The following is a 22,610-nucleotide window of genomic DNA, read 5'->3' on the forward strand; positions in this document are numbered from 1 at the left end:
GCGAAAGCAAAGCTTGTAATCGAGCCTTCAGCCAAGGTCTGAAGGTGGTCACACAACAGGTGGAATTACTCATCACCGTTGGCGACATAAAACAAGTTACATCCGATCCATAGTCTGATTCAACAATGCATCAACACGATTATTACCAACATTATTAGCATGACCTTTAGTCCACTCAAAAGTCTTGTCAGTCACAATAGGTAATAATTTATCAAGTTCACGCCACAATTCAACATTTATCGGCGCTGTTCCGTCAGCTTTCTTAAATCCACGACGCTTCCAGCCATTCAGCCATCCTTTATTAATGGCATTAAGCACATATTGTGAATCCAAAACAAAAACTATTTTACAATCATTCAACGACAGCTTATTCAATCGTTTGATACTTTCGATCAATGCCATAATTTCCATCCGATTATTTGTAGCTCCAAACTCACCGTCCGTACCTTCAAATGTTTCGCTATCAACACTGATATGATAAGCCCAAGCTGCTTTATCATCGGTTCTGACATGTCCTCCTTTAACGTTACCATGATTACGAGAACCGCCATCGGTGTACACAACAACTTCAAAATCTTCTATCTTAACTACTTTTTTGGGTGCAGATTTTTTAAACTCATCTTTGCCATTCATAAACTCTTTAGCTTCTGTTTCAGTTGGGAAACTTTTGTACCTAGCACCTGTAAAGCCGTCTACTTGTGCCTTACATTCAGCCCAAGTCCGATAGATACCAGTTTTCTTACCACGTCTTACTGCATAATATTTTTGCACGTATCTTTCTCCATTTGGTTAATATTTATTCTGATTCATTATATAATACTAAGTTGTTGGGGTGAACATATGGAAAATAAGCAATGGCCGGTATTTTATATCCACGGCTTTCGCGGTGGGGATTATACTACGGAAAAAATGATCGATTCCGCACTTAAATTTAACAATAAAAAGCAATACTTAAAGGCCAATATTAACTGGCGAGGAAAAATAACCTATGAGGGAAATTGGACTGACGATCTTCATCCGATCATTCAGGTTGTCTTCCAAAATAAATGGGTCGGCAGCAATCAAATTTCTTATTGGATGTCGAAGCTGTTATTTGACTTGCGTACAAAACATAACTTTGCCACTTATGACGCCATCGGTCATTCTCTAGGTGCGGTGGCACTGGTTCTTGTTAACTTAAAAGAAAAATCTCATCCCTACATTCCTAAACTTAAAAAATTAGTTTTAATTGCTGGTCCATTCAATGGCGTGATCGGATTGGGCGACCTACCAAACGTCAATCGTATTAAGGATAATGGTCGTCCGGCATTCATGAGTCCAACTTATTTTAGAATATTCTTGGGTCGTAATAGCATTTCCAAAGATTTAAAGGTTCTAAATATCTACGGTAACGTTGAGGATTTTTCTAATAGCGATAAATACATTTCCGTCACCTCTGTTAAATCGATCGAATATATTTTAGAACCACGCGTTAAAGAATATATCGACTATCCCGTCAACGGTTCAAATGCGGAACATTCGTTATTGCATGACGATTCTGGTATTCTAAAAATGGTGAACGGATTCATATATACCAAACTGTAAGGAAAAGAGTTCATTATTTTGATAAAACTAAAATCGTATCGACCATTTATTACTAAAAACTTTATTTGGGAATTTCCCACTCACTTTAAATTAAAAGAAGTCAGCGAATTTATCGATGAGGACATTCCTAAAACAACTGAATATATCAGTAATTCAGCCAAAGAGATCATGCGTAATAAAAGTGTTATCTGGTTTTTAAAAAATAAGAATACTGACCAAATAGTGTCACTGATCAGCTTTACTTCAGTGAACTTGATCAAAAAGTCAGCAAAATTACAGATGATCATGAGAAATCTTCCTGATGATCAAAAAACAGAAATTGCGGACCGATTATTCATCTTCGTTGATGAACAATTGGAGCTCAATTCTCTTAACTTTGATCAGCTAGACGAAAGTATTCTCAAAAAGTTCACATTAAATGGGTATAATATGAATAAACCGGAATTAAAGAGGAGCTAATTAATTTATGAGCGGATATGGATACGGATTGTTCGATCCTACCTTTATTCTTATCATTATCGGTCTAGTAATCAGTTTATGGGCATCATGGTATGTTAAGCATAATTTTAACAAATACGACCAGTACCCTAGTCAACGTGGCGTTACAGCTGCTGAGGCTGCTAGATTTATTTTGGATAAAGCAGGATTGAGCAATATTCAAATTAAGCAAATTCAGGGAGAATTAACTGACAATTATAATCCAGGTAATAAAACTTTAAATCTATCAGAGTCAACTTATGATTCTACTTCTGTCGCAGCGATAGGTGTTGCAGCGCACGAATGCGGACATGCAATTCAAGATCAAAAAAATTACATGCCAATGCGTGTACGCTCCGCTATCGTTCCAGCGGTCAATCTAGGTTCTAATGCTTCGATCCCTTTGATCATTTTGGGAATGGTCTTAGGAATGAACCACTTTCTGATAACGATTGGTATTTGGCTATTTGCTTTGGTTGTATTATTCCAAGTAGTTACATTACCGGTCGAATTTAATGCATCTAGAAGAGCTGTTGATATTTTAGGCTCTGGAGATCTCTTAACAAATGACGAAGTCCCAATGGTAAAACAAGTTCTATTTGCAGCAGCTTTAACTTATGTTGCGGCAGCAATTTCGACTGCTTTACAATTATTAAGATTAATTCTTATATTCGGAAACAATCGTGAATAACAAACCGATCTGGCCAGTTGGCTGGATCGTTTTTTATTTAGAATCATTATTTCTTTCATAAAGTAACCTTCAAAGTTAGATTTTCCGCATAATTTGAAGTAAACTTTTTACTATGATTATGGAGGGGATTAAATAATGATTGATGTATGGATTATTTGGCTAATATTAATTATTCTATTGCTGAATACTATTTCTGCACTTATCACCGTTTTTCATAGACCCAGAAATATCGTTACTACTTGGGCTTGGATCTTAGTATTGACACTACTGCCAATTGTAGGATTCCTAATTTACGCCTTCTTTGGTCGTGGAATTGCTCAAGAAAAAATATTTAGTATCAGTAATCAAAAACACGTTGGTTTGGATCAACTGAAATTAATGGAATTGTCTGAGAGGAAAAGGCAACTGGCCATTAAGAATCAAACTACTGAAGCAATTACTAATCGATCCGATCAAACTCGCTACGCTGAACATATAATCAAGTTTTTCAATGAGACCGAAGAAACACCATTAACCCGTCATAACGATGTCGACCTTGTCTTTGATGGGAGAGAAAAATTTGAAAAAATGTTTAACGATATCAGTAATGCCAAAGAAACCGTTCATGTCGAATACTATGCCTTTATCAAGAGTGATATCGGTGAGAAATTCTTAAAGTTACTGACGCAAAAAGCTCAAGAGGGTCTCGAAGTAAGGCTGCTATACGATCCATGGGGATCGAACGGTACTCGTAAAAGCTGGTTTAAAGAATTTCAGGCTGCTGGCGGTGAAGTATTGCAATTTATAACATCCAAAAATGTTATCGCCAAAACGCGTTTGAACTACCATTTACACAGAAAAATCGTCGTTGTTGATGGATGTATTGGTTGGACCGGCGGTTTCAACGTTGGTGATCAATACGTAAATGTCACTGAAAAATTTGGATATTGGCGCGACACACATGTACGTATCAAGGGTGTTGCTACCCTACTATTGCAGGAACGTTTTTTCCAAGATTGGAATGCTTCTATTGAGAAAAGTGAGGAAGCACTTTCCTTCTCAGAAAAGTATTTTCCATCCAATCGTTTTGACAATGAAGACAATATTCCAATTCAAATCGTTACCGATGGACCAGATAGCCGTTCAGAAATTTTGAAAGATGGTTTTATTGATATGATTATCAGTGCCAAAAAGAGTGTCTGGATTCAATCGCCTTACTTGGTGCCTGATGATCCAATGTTTACAGCACTGACAATTGCCGCCCGTTCCGGTGTCGATGTTAGGATCATGATTCCTTGTATGCCGGATCATCCCTTTATTTACCGTGCCACACAGTATTATGCTAATCTGTTAACTAGTTATGGCATCAAAATATACAGTTATCAAAAGGGCTTCATGCATGCTAAAACCAGTGTCTTTGATGAAAAAATCTGTTCTGTTGGTTCAATGAATCAAGATTTCAGAAGTTACTCATTAAACTTCGAGGCTAACGCTTTTATCTATGATTCTAAAGTTTCACATAAAGTTGCTCGGGCTTTTGAAAAAGATATGAAAGATAGCCTCTTGATCACACCTGAAGTTATTAAGAGTCAGGGTAAATGGTTGCACTTTAAGCAAAGATTCTCTAGATTATTGTCACCTATCTTATAGGATCAAATGTACTAAAAAAGTAGTTGTACCACACTTTAAACGAGTGCGGTACAACTACTTTTTTTGACTTTCATTTTTTATAATTTCTAGTTTCCTACTGCAAAATAATGCCCTTCAGGATCAGCAAAACTAAATACTTTTTGACCACCCTGAACTGAAATTGTACTGATATCTTTGGCATACTTGGCAACTTGATCATGCACTTGATCAATGTCATCAACAACAAACATCAACGATGGCATTTCTAATGAAACCATTGGTGAATACTTTTTAACAAAGGATACTGTGTAAAGATTGATTTCCACTTGATCTAATAATGACAATTTTAGTGAAATACTACCATCGATCATACTAGTTTCTTTGACAATTTTAGCATCCAAGGTCTTCTCAAAAAAATCTCCAATAATGGAAACATCTTGAACATATAACATCACTTCAAATTTTTTTAACATTATAAATTCCTCCACAAAAAAAGATATACTCCAAAGAGTATACCCTAAGTTTTATTTTAACTAATCTTATGTTTGTATCCGTGATGTTTAGCTACGATATCCCAAAAGTATGCGATACAAGATATTGCGGCGGCAATGAAACTGATAATTGCTAATGGTTTATAAACAAATAGCGCTATAATACCCGCAATGATAAACAATGCAAGTAGTATCAGATATATTCGATCTCTTTTTTCAGTTTTCATTATCATGACTTCTTTCCATGAATTTTATAGATTTAAGAAATACTTTCCTAAATCTGCCGCTATTATGTGTCCTTAAATTTAATTATTCAAATAATTTAACTGTTATTCGTAAATTCTATCGGTTACCTTTTTGACAGTTCTTCTATGATATAAGTCCTGCCCCTGACCCCAGAAAATAAAGTTCAATGATATATAGATCAATGCTACCAAAATATCCAAAAAATCTATCTTTAACTGATCCGTTGATAATAACCAGATCACAAATATAATAGAAATAATTGGTACAATTGCTCCGATCCAAAAGTTTGAATTATTAGCTAAGACATACTTTTCGAGCAACAAAATCCCCAATGATCCTGCAACAAATATAAGTTCTTGCATATGTCTTCCCCCTATTTGATTTTTTGCGCACGAATAATATCCTACCACAAAAAAAATTTTCAAATAAAGAATTAAACTCGGAAAACGTATCCAAACTATTCTGGATTATTGAGAATTGCAAAATCCCGCATTTTTTGAATATCATCAGCAAAAATTATTTTGACAATTATTTGCGTTAACTCATGAGGAGTTTCCCTCATCCCATTTTTAACCCAGAGTTTCATAATACTCTGCATTCCTGCCATCAAATAAGCCGATTGATAAGGATCAATAAACTCTTTGCCATTTTGATCCATTGCATCTTGTAATTTTTCCAATAATCTAGTTTTACCTTCTACAAACACTAGATTGCTCAACTTTCTATCGTTATAGAAAGCGGTCAATAACCCTTCTAAGGCAATCATCGGTTGAATTTTTTTAGGTGGCTCACTTGACTCTAAAAAATCCATTTCTACATCATCAACACATTGATAAATATCATCGTAATAACGATAAAAAGTCGTTCGATTAACATCAGCCTGACGACAAACTTCTGTCACCGTTATATTGTTTATTGGCTTATCCTCCAACAGATCTAGGACGGTTTCCTGAATCATTTTTTTCGTGTAACGGGCACGTCGATTATTTTTAACTCCTACCATTGATTCCTCCATAGATTCAACACATTTACTTAATCTGTCCATTTAAAAACAAATTGTCTTAAATTGATGATTGCGTTATAAATACAAAATTATTATTATATGAAACATGGTGTTGCAATAATGACATTCTAACAAAGAATTGAATTTTGAACATTACAAATTTTAAATAAAAGGATTAATTAAATGCTGGAATTAAAACATATTAAGAAGTATTTCTATGTCGGTGATTCTGTAACTAAAGCTTTAGATGACGTTTCAGTATCATTTAGAACCAAAGAATTCGTTGCCATTCTAGGGCCTAGTGGTTCTGGTAAAACAACCATGCTAAACGGTATCGGCGGATTAGACATCTATGATTCAGGTGATCTGGTTATCAAAGGTAAGTCAACTAAGGACTTTTCCGAATCAGATTGGGACGCCTATCGTAATAATTCTGTCGGTTTTATTTTCCAAAGTTACAACATTATCGGGCATTTGAGTATTTTAGATAACGTTGAAATGGGAATGACCCTTAGTGGAGTCGATAACACTGAAAAGAAAGAAAAAGCTATTAAAGCTTTGGAGCGTGTGGGCTTAGGTCCACATATGGATAAGAAACCTAATCAATTATCCGGTGGTCAAATGCAACGTGTTGCGATTGCCCGTGCGATCGCCAATGATCCAGAAATATTACTTTGCGATGAACCAACTGGTGCTTTAGATACTGAAACTAGTGTCCAAATCATGGAATTGATCAAAGAATTATCTAAAGAACGTTTGGTCATCATGGTTACACATAACCCTGACTTGGCTAAACAATATGCTAATCGTATTATCGAATTTGCCGATGGTAAAATTCAACACGATTCAAACCCTTATCAAGAAGATCTAAGTGACGATAAATTTGATTTAAAGAAAACTAAAATGACCTTCTGGACAGCATTAAAACTGTCATTTACCAATATTAAGACCAAAAAGGCTCGAACCTTCCTTACGGCCTTCGCATCAAGTATTGGTATCATCAGTATCGCCATCGTCTTAGCCCTATCTTCAGGATTCCAAACACAGATCGATAAAACACAATCTAATACTTTGGCCCAGTTCCCAATTACAATCTCACAAATTGCTTCAAATCAGACAGCACCTCCATCTAACAAAGATAAGAAAACTTCTAAATCTGACAAAGTTACCGCTAAGAAAAGTGAAGCGGACAAAGCTACTCATGTTAATAAGATCAATAAAAAATATATGAATTACGTTGATAATATCGACCCTAAACTAAGTAAAACTATTACTTATACCTACTCAACTGGTATGAACTTATTACGTGAAGTTAATGGAAAAGTTAAAACCGTTAAGTTTTCAAACACTGACAGTAACGCTAATTCCGCTAGTGCTATGAGTAGTGCCATGGCAACTTCTACCGGTGTCGGTAGTTCTGTTTATCCCGGCGGTAAAAGTGGTCAAAACTTCTTAAAGAAGCACTACAAAGTAATCTCCGGATCACTGCCAACTAGTGCTAATGACATTATTTTGATTGTTGATAAAGACAATTCAACTAACGTCAATGCTTTAAAGAATCTTGGCTTCTCAGTCAAAGACGGTCAGAAACTAAACTTTGACAAATTAGTCGGTACACAAGTAAAAGTGGTTTCCAACAATAATTACTATCAAAAACTTCCAACTGGAAACTTCGTTCCTAATAGTGCTGACTCATCTATGTACAACAATAGTAGCAACAAAACTCTAAAAGTTTCAGGTATCCTACGTGTAAAATCTAGTTCATCTGAAAACATTTTAGCTTCTGGTGTCGCTTATAGTGATCAATTAACAAAGAATATCATCCAACAAAATGAAAATTCTGATATTGTCACTGCTCAAAAAGCAAGTAAAAGTAACGTTATAACGGGTGAAACTGTCGATGCTACTACAAAAACTGGTTTAGTAAGTTACTTAGGTGCTTCAAAGACACCTTCAAGCATCATGATTTATCCAAATACCTTTAATAATAAGGATAAGGTACTCAATTACCTTGATAAATACAATAAAGGTAAGAGTAAAGCCAATAAAGTTATCTACACTGATTTAGCAGGGTCAGTTTCTAATCTAACTGGTGGATTAATGGACGCTATAACGTATGTCTTGATTGCCTTTGCCGGAATTTCTCTGGTAACAAGTATGATTATGATTTCGATCATTACTTATACTTCTGTCCTTGAACGTACTAAAGAAATTGGTATCTTGAAGGCCTTAGGTGCTCGAAAGAAAGATATCACACGAGTATTCGATGCCGAAACTACCATTCTTGGTGTAGCCTCCGGTGTACTTGGTGTTGTAATTGCTTGGTTAGCAACCTTCCCGATCAATGCTGTTCTAAAGAGTATGACTGATTTGAGCAACGTCGCTCAACTAAATCCAATTCACGCTCTGATTTTGATCATAGTAAGTACGATATTAACTGTACTAGGTGGACACATTCCAGCTCGTATGGCTGCCAAAAAAGATGCTGCGACTGCATTAAGATCTGAATAAACAAAAACGATAGCCGTTTGGTTATCGTTTTTTTCTACATTATTTTTGTGACATTTCGTCAGCTAAAATTGAACATATGTTCTTGATTAGCTTCCCAAATATCCGCATACTATTATTACAGTCAAATTATTAAGATAGCTTCTTAATAATTTGGTTCAGCGAGATTTGGAATGACATACCACCCTTCAACTATTTCACTTTGCGGAGGTGGTGTCATGAAAATTGATTTGACGAAAGGTGGAAACACAGTGAACATTGCTGTGACTATCTGGGTATTGTCCTTAGCATATTTGAACTATGCTAAGGCAACCAAGATACTAAAAAAGCTAGCCCCAAAGGACTAGCTTTCACAGAATAGTCATTCACTTGCGTTTGTAGTCATCGGTATCCGACACCGGTGGCTACTTTTCATTTATAAGCATAACCAATCAACATCTAAATTACAAGTTTTAGTACGTGGCATCTCGTCCACGTTTATCGAACGTAAGTTCTTGATACTATACTAATTTATACTCATAATAATAACTACAGTTAAACAAATAAGATAGCTTCTTATTCGTTTAACCTAGCAAGATTTGGAATGATAATCACCCTTCAATTAATCAGCAAGCGGAGGTGATATTATGACAATTTTGTATGATGGAGGGTTCTCTTGCGGTTGATATAGCCGTATCTATCTGGATATTATCCTTGGCATATTTAAACTATGCTAAGGATATGCGGATATTAAAAAAGCTAGTCCGTAAGGACTAGCTACCCAAAAAATCATTCAGCTTGCGTTTGTAGTCACCGGTCTGCATACCGATGACTACTTTTCATTTATAATAATAACCAATCTATCAAACAAATACAATAATCAAAGATGACATTACAACACTTTTTCTCCTACTTATATGATAATAAAGGTATCTTGGAGGGAATAATTTGAAAAAAGAAATAACGATCAGAGAACTTTTTGAAATATTAAGTAGACAATTAGGTCGTCAAAATTGGTGGCCTACTAATAGTATTGAGGAAATGCTAGTCGGAATGGTATTAATCCAAAATACTAATTGGAAAAATGTTGATAAATCACTAGATAATTTACGCAAAAAGACAAATTTTAACCTAGATAAATTACTGGCTCTACCTTTAGATGAATTGAGGGATTTAATTCAGCCTAGTGGATTCTTCAGAAATAAATCAATTTACCTACAATCGCTACTAACTGCCTATCGAGATCATTTTAACGACTGGTCCAAACTACCTACTGATAAATTACGTAAGAAGCTCTTATTTCTAAAAGGCATTGGTAATGAAACGGCTGATGTTTTACTTCTATATTACTTTCACCGTTCTACTTTTGTGGCAGACAATTACTGCATGAAACTTTTCAAAACTCTAAATGCTTTTGACACTAAGCCAACGTATATGCAATTAAAGAAAGTTGTTGAATCCGACTTCAACTATACTCCTGATGAAGCTGGCGAGTTTCATGCCTTGATAGATGAATTCGGTAAACTCAAGAGCGACTTCTTCAGAGACTATCAGTTAATCCTACCAACATCATTTTCCCATGATACCGTAAAAGAAAATACGCGCTAATCCGTTAGAATACTTCTTGGTAACAAGATTCTTAGTCTTTCTAGCTGTGGCCGGATTCATGAAATACGTTAAGATCATATCGACATACATCATAACTATTTCATCCTGAATATCATCACTGATCATCCCTTCAGCTCGACCCTGTTTGAGAATCTTGCCCCAAAAGCTTTCCTTACCAGCATCATAAGCCTTCATAACTCGATCATCACCATTCGCTGCCTGAAATTCATCGATCATAAAGTTCATAAAATCCTGATTTATTGCTTCTACTTCATTACTTCCAAAATCTAAAATTCCTTCAACCTTTTCTTTAAAATTAAGATTAGATTTTTCAAGCTGTCTGTCGTATCCTGCATAACCGTCTACGATCATCTTGATCATGACTTCTCGAGCCAATTCAATTTTACTGGGGAAATACTTATATAAAGTCACTTGCGATGAATGTGCCTCCTTTGCTATTTGAGCAACGGAGGTATTTTTGTATCCATTTGTAATAAATACTTTTGTAGCAGCAGCTAAAATGTCATTTTTCTTATTCTTTTTACGTTTTTGATTGTTTGTCATGATTCCCTCCAGAAATTATTTTCTCTACATATTTCACTTTTTGTATTAGTACATCAATATACTTATTTTTAAACACCAAAATAGTTCATTTTGCCTTATTTTAAAGGTTGACACCCACTATCCGCACATCTAATATACTCTTTGATAAATGAACTATTAAAGAAAAATATTTCATCTTATTATTAAAAATTCAAGTTTATTGCTTATAAATTTGAATCTATGTAAAGGGGATTATCATGATGGCACAAGAAAATAACGCAATTTTACATATTGATCATCTACAAAAAAGATTTGGTAAGTTTCAAGCTTTAAAAAATGTCACTTTCGATGTTTATCCCGGAGAAATATTCGGCTTTATCGGACCCAATGGGGCTGGTAAATCAACCACTATCCGAACTCTTCTAGGAATTTTACGTGCATCCGGTGGTACTGCTACATTATTTGGCAAAGATGTATACAAAGACTCCGTTTCTATTCATAAAAAATTGGCCTACGTACCGGGGGACGTCTACTTATGGCCTAATTTGACTGGTGGAGAAATCATCGGTTTATTTTTGAAATTAGGCAACACTAAACATTCAGCAAAAACTGATGAAATGATTAAAAGATTCCAGTTAGATACTACTAAGAAAGCTCGAACATATTCAAAAGGTAATCGTCAGAAAGTAGCTTTAGTCGCTGCTTTCTCAACGGATGCTGACTTCTACATTTTTGATGAACCAACTTCTGGACTTGATCCTTTGAACGAAGAAATTTTTCAAAAGTCAGTCTTAGAACTAAAGCAGGCTGGCAAAGCAGTTCTTCTCTCCAGTCATATTCTTTCAGAAGTTGAAAAAATGTGTGATCGTATCGGTATTATTCGTGACGGAGAGATTGTTGAAACGGGTTCTCTTTCTGACATGAGACATTTGACTAGAACTGTTATCCAATTTCAAACTATGGAACCAACAACTGAACTAAAAGGTCTCGATGGAGTTCACAATATAGTTTTGGGATCAAATGGATTAACTACTTTCTCAGTCGACTCAGATCAAATGAGTTCAGTTATGGATTATCTATCCAGCAAAAAGATAGTTTCACTTCAATCTACTCCTCCAACTTTGGAAGATCTATTCATGAGATACTACAACTCAAATGAAGGGAGATAGCTATTATGGAAAATCGTAATTTTCATCAAACCTTCTTCTTAACACGTTTCAGTTTAAAACGTGATTGGCTGAAATTAACCATTTGGTCCGGACTACTAGTGGTCTTATTTGGAGCAGTAGCCGCTAAATTTACTACTATTTATGATTCTCAAGCTTCGATCAATGAAATCGTCAAAACCTTGAAATCACCTTCGATGGTGTCATTGTTTGGTAAATTACCTGGTAGCGGTCCTTACAATACCGCGGACGTCTTTGCCGGTGAAATGACTGTTTTCATGGCTATTATTGCCGCAGTTATGAATTTTTCTATTATTATTAAAAATACCCGTGGTGAAGAAGACTCTGGATTACTAGAAATTATTCAATCACACTCAGTCGGAAAATTATCTAATCTGTCTGCTTCTTTAATTGAATTATTCATTATTAATCTGTTGATTGGTCTACTATACGGTGTTGGATTACAAGTTGCTGATTTAGCCGGTACCGATACTAATGGTAACTTCTTATTAGGATTAGGTCTGGGAGCAGCCGGATTTATGTATGCTGCCATCGCTGCCTTTTTAGCACAATTAGTCGACAATTCTCGTTCAGTAACTATCTGGTCTTACGTTATTTTGGGACTTATGTATATAGCTCGAATGACTACCGACGTTTCTCACCCTAAAGCCACTTGGTATGTCCCATTTGGCTGGGTCGAGAAATTCTCCACTTACCAAGATAACAATTGGACTCCTGTATTCTTAATGTTGGGACTTTCTTTGATTCTTTCTGTAGCGGCGTTATGGATCAATAATCATCGTGATATTGGATCAGGAATCATAGCCACTAAACCTGGACGCGCTAAAGCTACAATCTTTTTACGCGGTCCATTAAGTTTGTTTTGGAGATTACACCGGACTACCATTATTGTTTGGGTTATTGGATTGCTGGTTTTAGGTTTCACCTATGGTTCTATCTTCAATACTATCGGAGATATTCTCAAAACCAATCCCGCTATGAAACAATTGGTTGGTACGGCTGCTGTCCATAAGGCTAATGTTTTGATCATTAAGCAATTTGTTGCCTTATTAATGATTGTCTTTGGTGTTCTGGCACTATTCCCTGGTATGCAGATCATAAATTACCTTAAAACCGGTGAAAATAAAGGCTATCTAGAACTGATTCATTCAAAACCCGTCAGTCGTACTTACTTGTTCACCAGTGTTCTGATATTAGGCTCCTTGACTAGTTTAATAGCTCTACTTGCTGGTATGTGGGGACTTCAATTAGGTGGTGCTTCTGTTATGAAGCATCCAATTGAATTATCAGTCTTCCTACGTGGATTTTATGCTTATATTTCACCCGTCATGATAATGCTGGGAATATCAGCCTTTATTATTGGTTGGATTCCAAAAATATCAGTTATCGGCTATCTCTACGCAGGCTTTGCACTATTTGTAGAATACTTTGGCAAGTTGATCGACTTACCAAAATGGATTTCCAAGCTCACACCATTTGGTTACATAAATAAAGTTCCGGTTCATCAACTAGATATTGAAACCCTTTGGTGGCAACTAGCACTTGCTGCAATACTAATCATCTTGGGATATATTGGATATCACATTCGTGACTTAAACAGTGCCAATTAAAAAAAGAGCTCTGAGAATTTTTTCTCAGAGCTCTTTTCGTCTTTAAATTTGACCTATTTCCATTTCAACGCCACTATTCAGTTTATCGCTTAAATAATTTTCAATATCTTTATAAGATTTATTAAAACTCATCTGAATTTGCTGAGGGCGGTTAGTATTAAAAACTACCGCAACCTTAGGTTTCTTACCAGTAATCTCTATTGGTATAAGGGTTACATGAATTATTCGAGAGTAATCTAGAACACCAGAATAGAATCCATTTAAAATAATCTTACTATTACCGATGCCGCCAACACCATTCATGATGGTCAACGTCAAAAATTCGGCTACCATAACGATATAAGCCAACTGGTTGGTTGGTGAGAACAATAACCAAGCACCCATTACGACTGCAAAGATCAATGTTGATATCTTATAGATCGAACGGATTTCAATCTGTGATTGCCAGTAAATGTTATATACTGCACTCACGAAGAACATTATATCGATAACTACAATTATTATATTCATGGTTTTCATCCCCTTTCTAATAATTGTAAATGACTATCATGCTTAATACAAATCATTCGACGCCCTTTATTATATAAGTATTTTGATAGTTGTTAAGCCAGCCTAATTTTATTTTTTAATTTGTTTAAAATCAGATAATTCCATGTTATCATGTTTAAAGATTAATTAGGAGGTAGCGAGGCTTGAAAGATAATAACAAGAAACATGAGAGCCTGATTCACTACGCAAATGGTCCTTCACTTGAAGAAATCAATGATACTGTTGAAGTTCCAAATGATGCTGGCTTTTTCAAAACATTACTAGCTTATAGCGGCCCTGGGGCTCTGGTCGCTGTCGGTTATATGGATCCAGGTAACTGGGTCACATCCATCGCGGGTGGTGCACAATTTAAATACAAACTGTTATCAGTTATTCTAATATCCAGTTTGATTGCTATGCTATTACAATATATGGCGGCAAAATTAGGAATTGTTACTGGTCGTGATTTAGCTCAACTAACTAGAGATAATACTAGTAAAGGTGTGGGATTTATTCTTTGGATCGTCACCGAATTAGCAATTATGGCAACTGATATAGCCGAGATCATCGGTTCAGCGATCGCCCTGAAATTGCTCTTCAATATCCCTATACTCTGGGGTGTTATCATTACCGCTTTTGACGTTCTATTATTATTGATACTAATGAAATTAGGATTTAGAAAAATTGAAGCAATCGTAGCTGCTTTGATCATGGTAATTCTGGCTGTCTTCTTATATGAAGTAGTCTTGGCACAACCTAACATGGGACAAATGGTCGTTGGATTTGTTCCAGATCCTGTTATTTTACAAAATCAAAGTATGCTTTATATTTCCTTAGGTATTGTTGGTGCCACCGTTATGCCGCACAACCTTTACCTGCATTCTTCGATTTCACAGGCAAGAAAATATGATCGTAACGATTATAAGAGTGTTAAAAAGGCTGTTCGTTTCTCGACTTGGGATTCAAATATTCAATTAACATTAGCTTTTATTGTTAATACATTGCTCTTACTTTTAGGAGCTGCTTTATTTTATGGTACTAAGAGTGACCTCGGCCGTTTCGTTGATCTATTTAACGCTTTACAAGATCCAAAGATTGCCGGAGCTGTAGCAAGTCCACTTCTAAGTACATTGTTTGCCATTGCCTTACTGGCATCTGGTCAAAACTCTACAATTACAGGAACTCTATCCGGTCAGATAGTTATGGAAGGTTTCGTCCATATGAAGATGAAGCTTTGGGCAAGACGTGTTATCACACGTTTACTATCAATTATTCCAGTTATCGCTTTCGCCGTTATCTATAATGGTAACGAAGCTAAGATCGAATCACTTTTGACATTTTCACAAGTATTCTTGAGTGTTGCTTTACCATTCTCAATTTTCCCACTGATCAAATACTCCAGTAGTAAAGAACTTATGGGTAAATTTGCCAATAATAAAACTATTAAATGGATCGGTTATTTAATAGCCGTTATCCTGACTATTCTAAACATCTGGTTGATTTATACTACATTCGTACCCGCTGTTTAAAAGCTGCCAATCGGCGGCTTTTTTTATTTTCTGTATTATTTAACCGATATATCTAGTAAAATGAAAATAGCGAATAAATCATTGAAGCTATACATTTCAGAGAAATTTGTGTATTATATGTCTTCAATGATAAAAACATAAAGTGAGGAAATGTTCTGATTGAATGCAATTATTAATATGTATGCACCATTCTTTGACTTACATAACTGGGCAACCGTTATTGAGTCAGGTGAGGATTGGCTGATCATCTTTTCGTTGGTCATCATGGAATGTATCTTGTCCGTTGATAATGCCGTTGTTTTAGCAGCCCAAACGCAAACCTTACCAGATAAAAAAGACCAAGAAAAATCTCTTTTTTATGGTCTGATCGGTGCTTATATTTTTAGATTTCTAGTAATTGGTATTGGTGTTTACTTAATTAACTTTTGGGCTATCAAAGCCTTTGGTGCTCTATACTTATTCTACTTGTTCATAAAACACTTCTTTTTGGATAAGAATAAGAATGAATCCGAAGTGCCTAAGAAAAAACCTGCCCCTAAAGGTTGGAGAAAGCATCTCCATATTTCACTATTTTGGCAAGTCGTTATCTCGATCGAATTAATGGATATTGTTTTCTCAATTGATTCCGTACTGGCTTCTCTAGCTATTTCTCATAATCCTGTCATCGTACTTATTGGTGGTATGATCGGTATTTTAGCCATGAGAGGTATCGCTGAAGTAATTATGGGACTAATGGGTAAAATTCCCGAATTGCAGGGTATGGCTTATGTTCTGATCCTGTTTATTGCCATTAAGCTATTCTTATCAATTCCAATGATCAACATCCATATTCCAAATATGGTCTTCGTCGTTTTCTTAGTTGGTGCTATTATTGTTACTTTGATAATCCACTATATTAATAACAACAAAAAGCAAAAAAACTAAAACTGGTCGCCTACGGTTTCGAGTAATTCCACCTGTTATGCGACCGACCCAAGCCAAGGTCTGGGGTCTCGATTTTGAGCTTTGCTTACACAAATCTCAGAATCGTCAGTGGAGTAAAACTCCACTAGCACAACTGATTCCATTACTCGAAACCTTCGGCTAGATATAATTTAACTATAAATAGAGCTCTTGAATCTGGATATATTTCCCGGTTCAAGAGTTTTTTATATGGCCTTATAAATACAAGCAACTTTAAACATCAAATATAACTACTAATTAGCCACTGAAATTAAGAAATTTTGACAGCTGTGAATATGGTGTTAGAGCGTTAGCTCTTACACCATGGGACGAGTTTTGAAATTCGCGTTCTTTGCGAAGTTCAAAATCGAGACGAAAGACCTCGATTTTCGTCGGTCCCCACAGCAGTCAAAATTTTTTAATTTCAGTGGCGGAATCCCCCAAATTTAAATCTTTAAAAAAACAAAAAAATAAACGACAAATTTTCAATAACATTGAAAACTCACCGATTAATATAATTGCATTATTAATATTTTATACTCAATGAAACATAGCCGGAGGAAAAAAGACTACATCTAATTCTTCTTATTTCTAAATCGAGAAGGTGCAACCCCGGTATACTTCTTGAAAGTTTGACTGAAATAACTCATTCTACGAAAACCTAAACGCTTAGAAACATCATTAATGCTCAAATCAGTTTCCTTCAAAAGCAACATCGCCTGTTGAATTTTTCTAGCATTCAAATAAACTGAAAAGCTAAGTTTGGTTTCTTTTTTGAAAAGCTTGCTAAAATAAAAATCTGACAAATAGACGCTCTTAGCTACTCGATCAAGCGTCAATCTCTTATCTAAATTGTTATCAATAAATTCAATTGCTGAAATAATTGCTTCATTAGATGTAGATAAATTACTTAGTTGTTGTAAAGCTGTGGCTTCATTCTCATCAAGTCCATCGATAATATCCTCTACCTTGAGTGGATATTTCATAATAAAAGAGTCGATCCCCGAATTATCGATAATCAACTGTGATACATTTTCAATGAGATTCTTCAGAAAAACACAATGTCGTTTTAATTCGTTATAAATCAAAACATTATCTTTGCCAGTCGTATTAACTGGAAAAATAGCTGCGACCTTTCCAACTATTTGATTGATCTCATTGATCATAATTGGACGATCAGCATATTCAATGTGGTAAAGAAGTTTATGACTTTTAATATTAGATAAATTAAACTTTTCGTTCAACAGTGGTAAAACATCACTACCACTAGTATCGCCAACAGTTTTTACAACTAAGGAATTATTATCTAAAATACAAATGACAATATTATTGGATATTGCGTAACTCTGCAGCAACCGAATTAGCATCTTTTCCTTACTCGAAAGTAAAGCATTCAGATCAAATTCTTCCATAATATTCACCGACTATTTTATTTTCTTCTTTAAATATTCTATTAGTACTCTAGCGTTGTTATTTTCTTGATCTTTAGCACCATAAAGTATCAAAACATCCTGATCTTTAAGGGCTGATTTAACTTCATTTATGAATTTATCAGTATTTTCATTAGCGTCTAATTCTGCTAAGTACTTTTCTTTAAATTCAGTAAATTTTTCTGGATCATGACCAAACCATTTTCTAAGTTCAGACGTTGGGGCAATTTCTTTAGCCCAAATATCCAAACTAGCTCTAACTTTTGACATCCCTCTAGGCCATACACGATCAATTAAGATCCTGTATCCAGCGGGTAATTCTTTATCATATATACGTCTAACTAATAATTCGTGCATAATTATTTTAGGCCTCTTTTGATTTAATCAGTGATAATTATATCATAGTATATATTGATATTTTTGTGATCTCTGCCCTTTCTGAAAATAATGAAAGGGCTTTAACTTTTTGATCATAATTTCTAAACAAATTTTCTTTTTAGGGTAACCAAATGTTATTTCAAAATTAACTAAAATTTGTCCTATTCGGGTGTTCCCTTATCATATATACGTTTAGCGCCGTTCAGTGTTTCATTTAGCCCGAAAGCCTTTTGAATTAATGTTCCTATAATTGTATCATAGCAGATGTTGTTAAATTTTATAGGAGGTTTTATGTCTACTGCTAAAGATACTGCTCAAGAAATAGTTTCGTTTAGAAATGTAGCAAAGAAATATCGTGGCGGTTCTGTTGGTGTTGAAAACATCAATGTAACTATCAAAGAAGGAGAATTTGTTTGTTTCATTGGAACATCTGGTTCTGGTAAAACTACCACCATGCGAATGATAAATCGAATGATTGATCCTAGTAAAGGGAAGATCACATTCAAGGGACACAATATCAGACATTACGATCCCGTTAAACTTAGACGTACTATCGGATACGTAATTCAAAACAACGGATTGATGCCCCACATGACGATTCAAGAAAATATTACGCTGGTCCCTAAACTTCTCAAATGGCCACAAGAAAAAATGGATAAAAAAGCTCACGAACTGATCAAGCTAGCTGACTTGCCAGAAAGTTTTCTGGATCGTTATCCAGCTGAACTATCTGGTGGACAGCAACAAAGAATCGGCGTTGTCCGAGCCCTCGCCGCTGATCAAGATTTGATTTTGATGGATGAGCCCTTCGGAGCACTAGATCCGATCACTCGTGATGATTTGCAGGAATTGATCAAACATCTTCAAGAAGAACTTGGTAAGACGATCGTCTTCGTTACCCACGATATGGATGAGGCCCTAAAGTTGGCTACACATATTGTCATTATGGATAGCGGACATGTAATTCAAGATGATACGCCGGATAATATTCTGCAACACCCAGCAAACGACTTTGTCAAAGATTTGTTAGGTGAAGAACGTCTGTTGCAAGCTCAACAAAATACCCTCTCAGTAAGTGATATCATGTCGACTAACCCCGCTAAGATAACACTTGGGAAATCCCTAGCTGAGGCTATTAGAACAATGAGTTTGCGTCACGTTGATTATCTTTTGGTAACTGATGATGACAATAAACTAAAAGGTTATATTGATCTAGAAACGATCAACGAAAGATATTCAAAAGATGCTAGTGTCAGTGACATCTACAATCGAACTAGAATGAAGTTCAAAAAAGATTCGTACTTACGAGATACTAGTGAAAAAATCCTTAAACAAGGTTATAAATACGTTCCGATCGTCGATAAAGATAATTATCTAATTGGAACTGTTACAAGAGCATCATTAGTAAATATTATTTATGATGCTATTTGGGGTAAAGAAGAGCTAGATAACCCTGATGAAATTAAGCTTCCCGCTTCAATTGCTAAGGGAAGTGATAAATCGTGATTAACTTTCTCAACCAACATGGTTCTGAACTAATCATCAAAACTTGGGAGCAAATTTATATTTCAGCTCTAGCTTTATTCCTAGGAATTCTAGTCGCTGTTCCTCTCGGCATCATTTTGACAAGATACGAAAAAACTGCCAAATACGTGATGTCAATCTCGAGTATGTTACAAACAATTCCTTCCTTAGCACTACTTACTTTAATGATCCCAATTTTTGGTATCGGTAAGTTGCCTGCTATCGTGGCATTATTTATATATTCATTATTACCAATTTTACGTAATACATATATTGGTATGAACAAGGTCAATAAAAACTTGATCGACGCTGCCAAAGGACTAGGAATGACCACCGCACAATCGATTTTTAAAGTCGAAATACCGATGGCAATGCCGATCATTATGGCGGGTATTAGACTATCAGCCGTTTATGTTATCTCTTGGTCTACTCTAGCTTCCTATATTGGAGCCGGTGGGCTTGGTGACTTTATCTTTAATGGTTTAAATTTGTACAATCCAGCCTTAATCATTGGTGGTACGATTCCCGTTTCAATTTTGGCCATTTTAACTGATTATCTCTTAGGAAAATTTGAGAAAAAAGTTACTCCCGTTACGAAAAGTGGGGTGAAAAAGTGAAATTCTTCAAAAAAATCTTTACCATCATTTCACTCTTAACACTGCTGACCGTTTCAGGTTGCGGCTGGCCAGGACTTGGTGATTCTTCTAAGAACACCATTAAAGTTGCCAGTCTTTCAACTACTGAATCAATGATCATGTCTGAGATCATTATGCAATTGATCTCACATGAAACTAATTATAAAACTGCTCTAGTCAATAACCTTGGATCTGGACAACTGATCCACGAAGCCTTGATGCGTGGTGACGCTGATATTGCGGCGGAAAATTTTACTGGTAATGAATTGATCACTACCTTACACCACCCTGCAATCAAGGATCGAACCAAAGCTAATCGCGTAGTCACAAAGCTCTACAAGAAACGCTTTGATGAAACTTGGTTCCCAACATATGGATTTTCCAATACTTACAATATGTTGGTCACTCAGAAAACAGCTAAAAAATATCACTTGAACAACATCAGTGATATGAAAAAAATCGCTTCTAAAATAAATATTGGTGCCGATAACATTTGGATCAATCGTCCTGATGATGGCTACCCTGCTTTTGCGCAAGCTTATGGTTTTGAATTCAAGCGTGTCTATCCAATGCAGATCGGATTAGTTTATTCAGCCGTATCCGCGGGAAAAATGGAAGCCGTTTTAGGATATTCAACCGATGGACGTATCAAGAGTTATAATTTGAAGATTTTACCAGATGATAAAAAATTCTTTCCACCATATGACGTAAGCATGGTTGTAAACAATAATATCTTGCGTGAACATCCTCAACTTAAACCGATCTTGCATCGTCTTGATGGCCAAATATCACTATCACAAATGCAAAGCATGAACTATCAAGTTGATAACAATTTAAAAGAGCCTACAGAAGTGGCTCATCAATTCTTAGTTAAAAATAATTATTTCAGAGGTGATAAATAATGGCTGATCAGCCGTTGTGGAACCAATTAATTTTTTATTTCACACATAATGGACTTTATATCTTAGAACAATTCGGTCGTCATTTTCTTATTTCATTTTACGGAGTTTTGTTAGCCGCTATTGTTGGTATTCCTTTAGGAATCTATATTGCCAACCATTATCGTTTGGGTGATTTTATCATCAGTGTCGCTAATGTTATCCAAACCATCCCTTCATTGGCCATGTTATCTATCGTTATGCTGGCCCTAGGGCTTGGCGCCAACACAGTTATTGTGACGATTTTTCTCTATTCTATTTTGCCGATTTTGAAAAATACTTATACCGGTATGAAAAATGTTGATCCTAACATTATTGACTCTGCTAAAGGTATGGGAATGACCGGGATACAATTGTTGTATATGGTCAAACTACCTTTGGCAATGTCTGTCATCATGTCAGGTATTAGAACTGCCATGGTTGTGGCTATTGGTAATACTGCTATTGGTGCCTTCGTTGGTGCTGGTGGTTTAGGTGATCTTATTATTCGTGGTACTAATGCTACTGATGGTGCCCCACTTATCCTAGCCGGTGCATTGCCAACTGCTTTGATGGCTGTCATTACCGACCTAGTTATTGGTTCATTACAGAAATATTTTGAACCAAATAACCTCCATAAAAAGTAATCTTTAGCACTCGACAGATTAGAGTGCTAAATGTTTGAATTATCCCCTCACCAGGTACTACAATGTATTTGTAATGAGGAAAGGAAGTAATTAGAGATATGACAAACGAAATTATGGATCGTCCTAATGACATTATGAGAAACTGGTTCAATGATCAATGGAGCAATTTCCCAACATTTTTTGGAGATAGTCTAGGAACAACGGACACACTCAAAACAGATATTAAGGAATCTGACAAGAACTACGAATTGCATGTAGATATGCCAGCATTCGATAAAAAGAACATTGATATTAACTATCAAAACAACACTTTAACCATTAGTGGACATCGTGATAGCTTCAATGATCACGAAAATAAAAACGGAGATATGATCATGAACGAACGCTCAAGCGGTCGTTTTACAAGACAATATCATTTACCAGCAGTTGATGAGAATAATATCAATGCTACATATGATAATGGCGTCTTAAAAGTCGTTCTTCCAAAAATGGAACAAAAGAAAAATTCCGAACACCATATCGAAATTAACTAATATTAAGAAGTC

Annotated in this window: 24 protein-coding genes; 15 read left to right on the plus strand and 9 right to left on the minus strand. The window is 35.6% G+C overall.

The genetic code is table 11. The annotated features are described in order from the left end of the window. Positions 1-96: 96 nt before the first annotated feature. Positions 97-771, minus strand: coding sequence for a ribonuclease H family protein (locus EKM60_RS05850; protein WP_125713417.1), 675 nt, complete (start codon positions 769-771; stop codon positions 97-99). Positions 772-840: 69 nt separating this feature from the next. On the opposite strand from EKM60_RS05850, the gene EKM60_RS05855 reads away from it, so the two are divergent. From EKM60_RS05855 to cls, 4 genes are all read left to right on the plus strand, one after another. Beyond that, complete coding sequence (locus EKM60_RS05855) at positions 841-1,584, plus strand: alpha/beta hydrolase (protein WP_125713419.1); 744 nt, start codon at positions 841-843, stop codon at positions 1,582-1,584. A gap of 18 nt (positions 1,585-1,602) precedes the next feature. Continuing rightward, positions 1,603-2,043 carry a hypothetical protein gene (locus EKM60_RS05860; protein WP_125713421.1) on the plus strand — a complete coding sequence of 147 codons (441 nt, stop codon included), beginning with the start codon at positions 1,603-1,605 and terminating at the stop codon, positions 2,041-2,043. A gap of 7 nt (positions 2,044-2,050) precedes the next feature. Then, a complete protein-coding gene (locus tag EKM60_RS05865; RefSeq protein ID WP_125713423.1) occupies positions 2,051-2,752 on the plus strand; it encodes a zinc metallopeptidase in 702 nt (233 codons plus the stop codon). A 135-nt stretch (positions 2,753-2,887) separates the two neighbouring features. Continuing rightward, positions 2,888-4,381 (plus strand): cardiolipin synthase, encoded by a 1,494-nt coding sequence (cls, locus tag EKM60_RS05870; RefSeq protein ID WP_125713425.1) that lies wholly within the window; start codon positions 2,888-2,890, stop codon positions 4,379-4,381. 86 nt (positions 4,382-4,467) lie between these two features. On the opposite strand, the gene EKM60_RS05875 is transcribed toward cls, so the two are convergent. The 4 genes from EKM60_RS05875 to EKM60_RS05890 form a co-directional block, all read right to left on the minus strand. Continuing rightward, positions 4,468-4,833 carry a VOC family protein gene (locus EKM60_RS05875; RefSeq protein WP_125713427.1) on the minus strand — a complete coding sequence of 122 codons (366 nt, stop codon included), beginning with the start codon at positions 4,831-4,833 and terminating at the stop codon, positions 4,468-4,470. 56 nt (positions 4,834-4,889) lie between these two features. After that, a complete protein-coding gene (locus tag EKM60_RS05880) occupies positions 4,890-5,078 on the minus strand; it encodes a hypothetical protein (protein ID WP_125713429.1) in 189 nt (62 codons plus the stop codon). A 102-nt stretch (positions 5,079-5,180) separates the two neighbouring features. Further along, positions 5,181-5,459, minus strand: coding sequence for a hypothetical protein (locus tag EKM60_RS05885; RefSeq protein WP_125713431.1), 279 nt, complete (start codon positions 5,457-5,459; stop codon positions 5,181-5,183). Between the two features lie 95 nt (positions 5,460-5,554). Then, positions 5,555-6,100: a TetR/AcrR family transcriptional regulator gene (locus EKM60_RS05890; RefSeq protein ID WP_125713433.1), complete on the minus strand. Its 546-nt coding sequence runs from the start codon at positions 6,098-6,100 to the stop codon at positions 5,555-5,557. Positions 6,101-6,283: 183 nt separating this feature from the next. Here EKM60_RS05890 and EKM60_RS05895 point away from each other — a divergent pair, with 183 nt between their 5' ends. Beyond that, the gene (locus EKM60_RS05895) at positions 6,284-8,611 is read left to right on the plus strand and encodes an ABC transporter ATP-binding protein/permease (protein ID WP_125713435.1); all 2,328 of its coding nucleotides are present in this window, start codon (positions 6,284-6,286) and stop codon (positions 8,609-8,611) included. 924 nt (positions 8,612-9,535) lie between these two features. Next, on the plus strand, positions 9,536-10,195 hold the full coding sequence (locus EKM60_RS05900) for an endonuclease III domain-containing protein (RefSeq protein ID WP_125713437.1): 660 nt from the start codon (positions 9,536-9,538) through the stop codon (positions 10,193-10,195). On the opposite strand, the gene EKM60_RS05905 is transcribed toward EKM60_RS05900, so the two are convergent. After that, entirely contained in the window at positions 10,157-10,759 is a 603-nt protein-coding gene (locus EKM60_RS05905; RefSeq protein WP_125713439.1) for a TetR/AcrR family transcriptional regulator, read from the minus strand. The two genes, EKM60_RS05900 and EKM60_RS05905, sit on opposite strands and share 39 nt — an antisense overlap. A 239-nt stretch (positions 10,760-10,998) precedes the next feature. On the opposite strand from EKM60_RS05905, the gene EKM60_RS05910 reads away from it, so the two are divergent. Together EKM60_RS05910 and EKM60_RS05915 are read left to right on the plus strand one after the other, a co-directional pair. Further along, complete coding sequence (locus tag EKM60_RS05910; protein ID WP_125713505.1) at positions 10,999-11,907, plus strand: ABC transporter ATP-binding protein; 909 nt, start codon at positions 10,999-11,001, stop codon at positions 11,905-11,907. 5 nt (positions 11,908-11,912) lie between these two features. Next, positions 11,913-13,535, plus strand: coding sequence for an ABC transporter permease (locus tag EKM60_RS05915; protein WP_125713441.1), 1,623 nt, complete (start codon positions 11,913-11,915; stop codon positions 13,533-13,535). Between the two features lie 42 nt (positions 13,536-13,577). Here EKM60_RS05915 and EKM60_RS05920 read toward each other — a convergent pair whose 3' ends face one another. After that, positions 13,578-14,045, minus strand: coding sequence for a hypothetical protein (locus tag EKM60_RS05920; RefSeq protein ID WP_125713443.1), 468 nt, complete (start codon positions 14,043-14,045; stop codon positions 13,578-13,580). A gap of 182 nt (positions 14,046-14,227) precedes the next feature. Between EKM60_RS05920 and EKM60_RS05925 the strand changes: the two genes are divergently transcribed. After that, positions 14,228-15,592: an Nramp family divalent metal transporter gene (locus EKM60_RS05925; protein ID WP_125713445.1), complete on the plus strand. Its 1,365-nt coding sequence runs from the start codon at positions 14,228-14,230 to the stop codon at positions 15,590-15,592. Between the two features lie 159 nt (positions 15,593-15,751). Then, entirely contained in the window at positions 15,752-16,516 is a 765-nt protein-coding gene (locus tag EKM60_RS05930) for a TerC family protein (protein WP_125713447.1), read from the plus strand. Positions 16,517-17,109: 593 nt separating this feature from the next. On the opposite strand, the gene EKM60_RS05935 is transcribed toward EKM60_RS05930, so the two are convergent. Both EKM60_RS05935 and EKM60_RS05940 read right to left on the minus strand, forming a co-directional pair. Then, positions 17,110-17,946 (minus strand): helix-turn-helix transcriptional regulator, encoded by an 837-nt coding sequence (locus EKM60_RS05935; RefSeq protein ID WP_125713449.1) that lies wholly within the window; start codon positions 17,944-17,946, stop codon positions 17,110-17,112. 12 nt (positions 17,947-17,958) lie between these two features. Beyond that, positions 17,959-18,321 (minus strand): DUF488 domain-containing protein, encoded by a 363-nt coding sequence (locus EKM60_RS05940; RefSeq protein ID WP_125713451.1) that lies wholly within the window; start codon positions 18,319-18,321, stop codon positions 17,959-17,961. A 312-nt stretch (positions 18,322-18,633) separates the two neighbouring features. Between EKM60_RS05940 and EKM60_RS05945 the strand changes: the two genes are divergently transcribed. From EKM60_RS05945 to EKM60_RS05965, 5 genes are all read left to right on the plus strand, one after another. Then, positions 18,634-19,848, plus strand: a complete 1,215-nt coding sequence (locus EKM60_RS05945; protein ID WP_125713453.1) for a betaine/proline/choline family ABC transporter ATP-binding protein — start codon at positions 18,634-18,636, stop codon at positions 19,846-19,848. Beyond that, the gene (locus EKM60_RS05950; protein ID WP_125713456.1) at positions 19,845-20,483 is read left to right on the plus strand and encodes an ABC transporter permease; all 639 of its coding nucleotides are present in this window, start codon (positions 19,845-19,847) and stop codon (positions 20,481-20,483) included. The genes EKM60_RS05945 and EKM60_RS05950 overlap by 4 nt, the downstream gene beginning before the upstream one ends. After that, positions 20,480-21,403 (plus strand): osmoprotectant ABC transporter substrate-binding protein, encoded by a 924-nt coding sequence (locus EKM60_RS05955; RefSeq protein WP_125713458.1) that lies wholly within the window; start codon positions 20,480-20,482, stop codon positions 21,401-21,403. Before EKM60_RS05950 ends, EKM60_RS05955 begins: the two co-directional genes overlap by 4 nt. Further along, positions 21,403-22,065, plus strand: coding sequence for an ABC transporter permease (locus tag EKM60_RS05960; protein WP_125713460.1), 663 nt, complete (start codon positions 21,403-21,405; stop codon positions 22,063-22,065). The genes EKM60_RS05955 and EKM60_RS05960 overlap by 1 nt, the downstream gene beginning before the upstream one ends. 98 nt (positions 22,066-22,163) lie before the next feature. Next, positions 22,164-22,598: an Hsp20/alpha crystallin family protein gene (locus EKM60_RS05965; protein WP_125713462.1), complete on the plus strand. Its 435-nt coding sequence runs from the start codon at positions 22,164-22,166 to the stop codon at positions 22,596-22,598. The last annotated feature ends 12 nt before the right edge of the window (positions 22,599-22,610 follow it).

Origin of the sequence: Companilactobacillus kedongensis (assembly GCF_003946625.1) — a bacterium.
GTDB classification, from domain to species: Bacteria; Bacillota; Bacilli; order Lactobacillales; family Lactobacillaceae; genus Companilactobacillus; species Companilactobacillus kedongensis.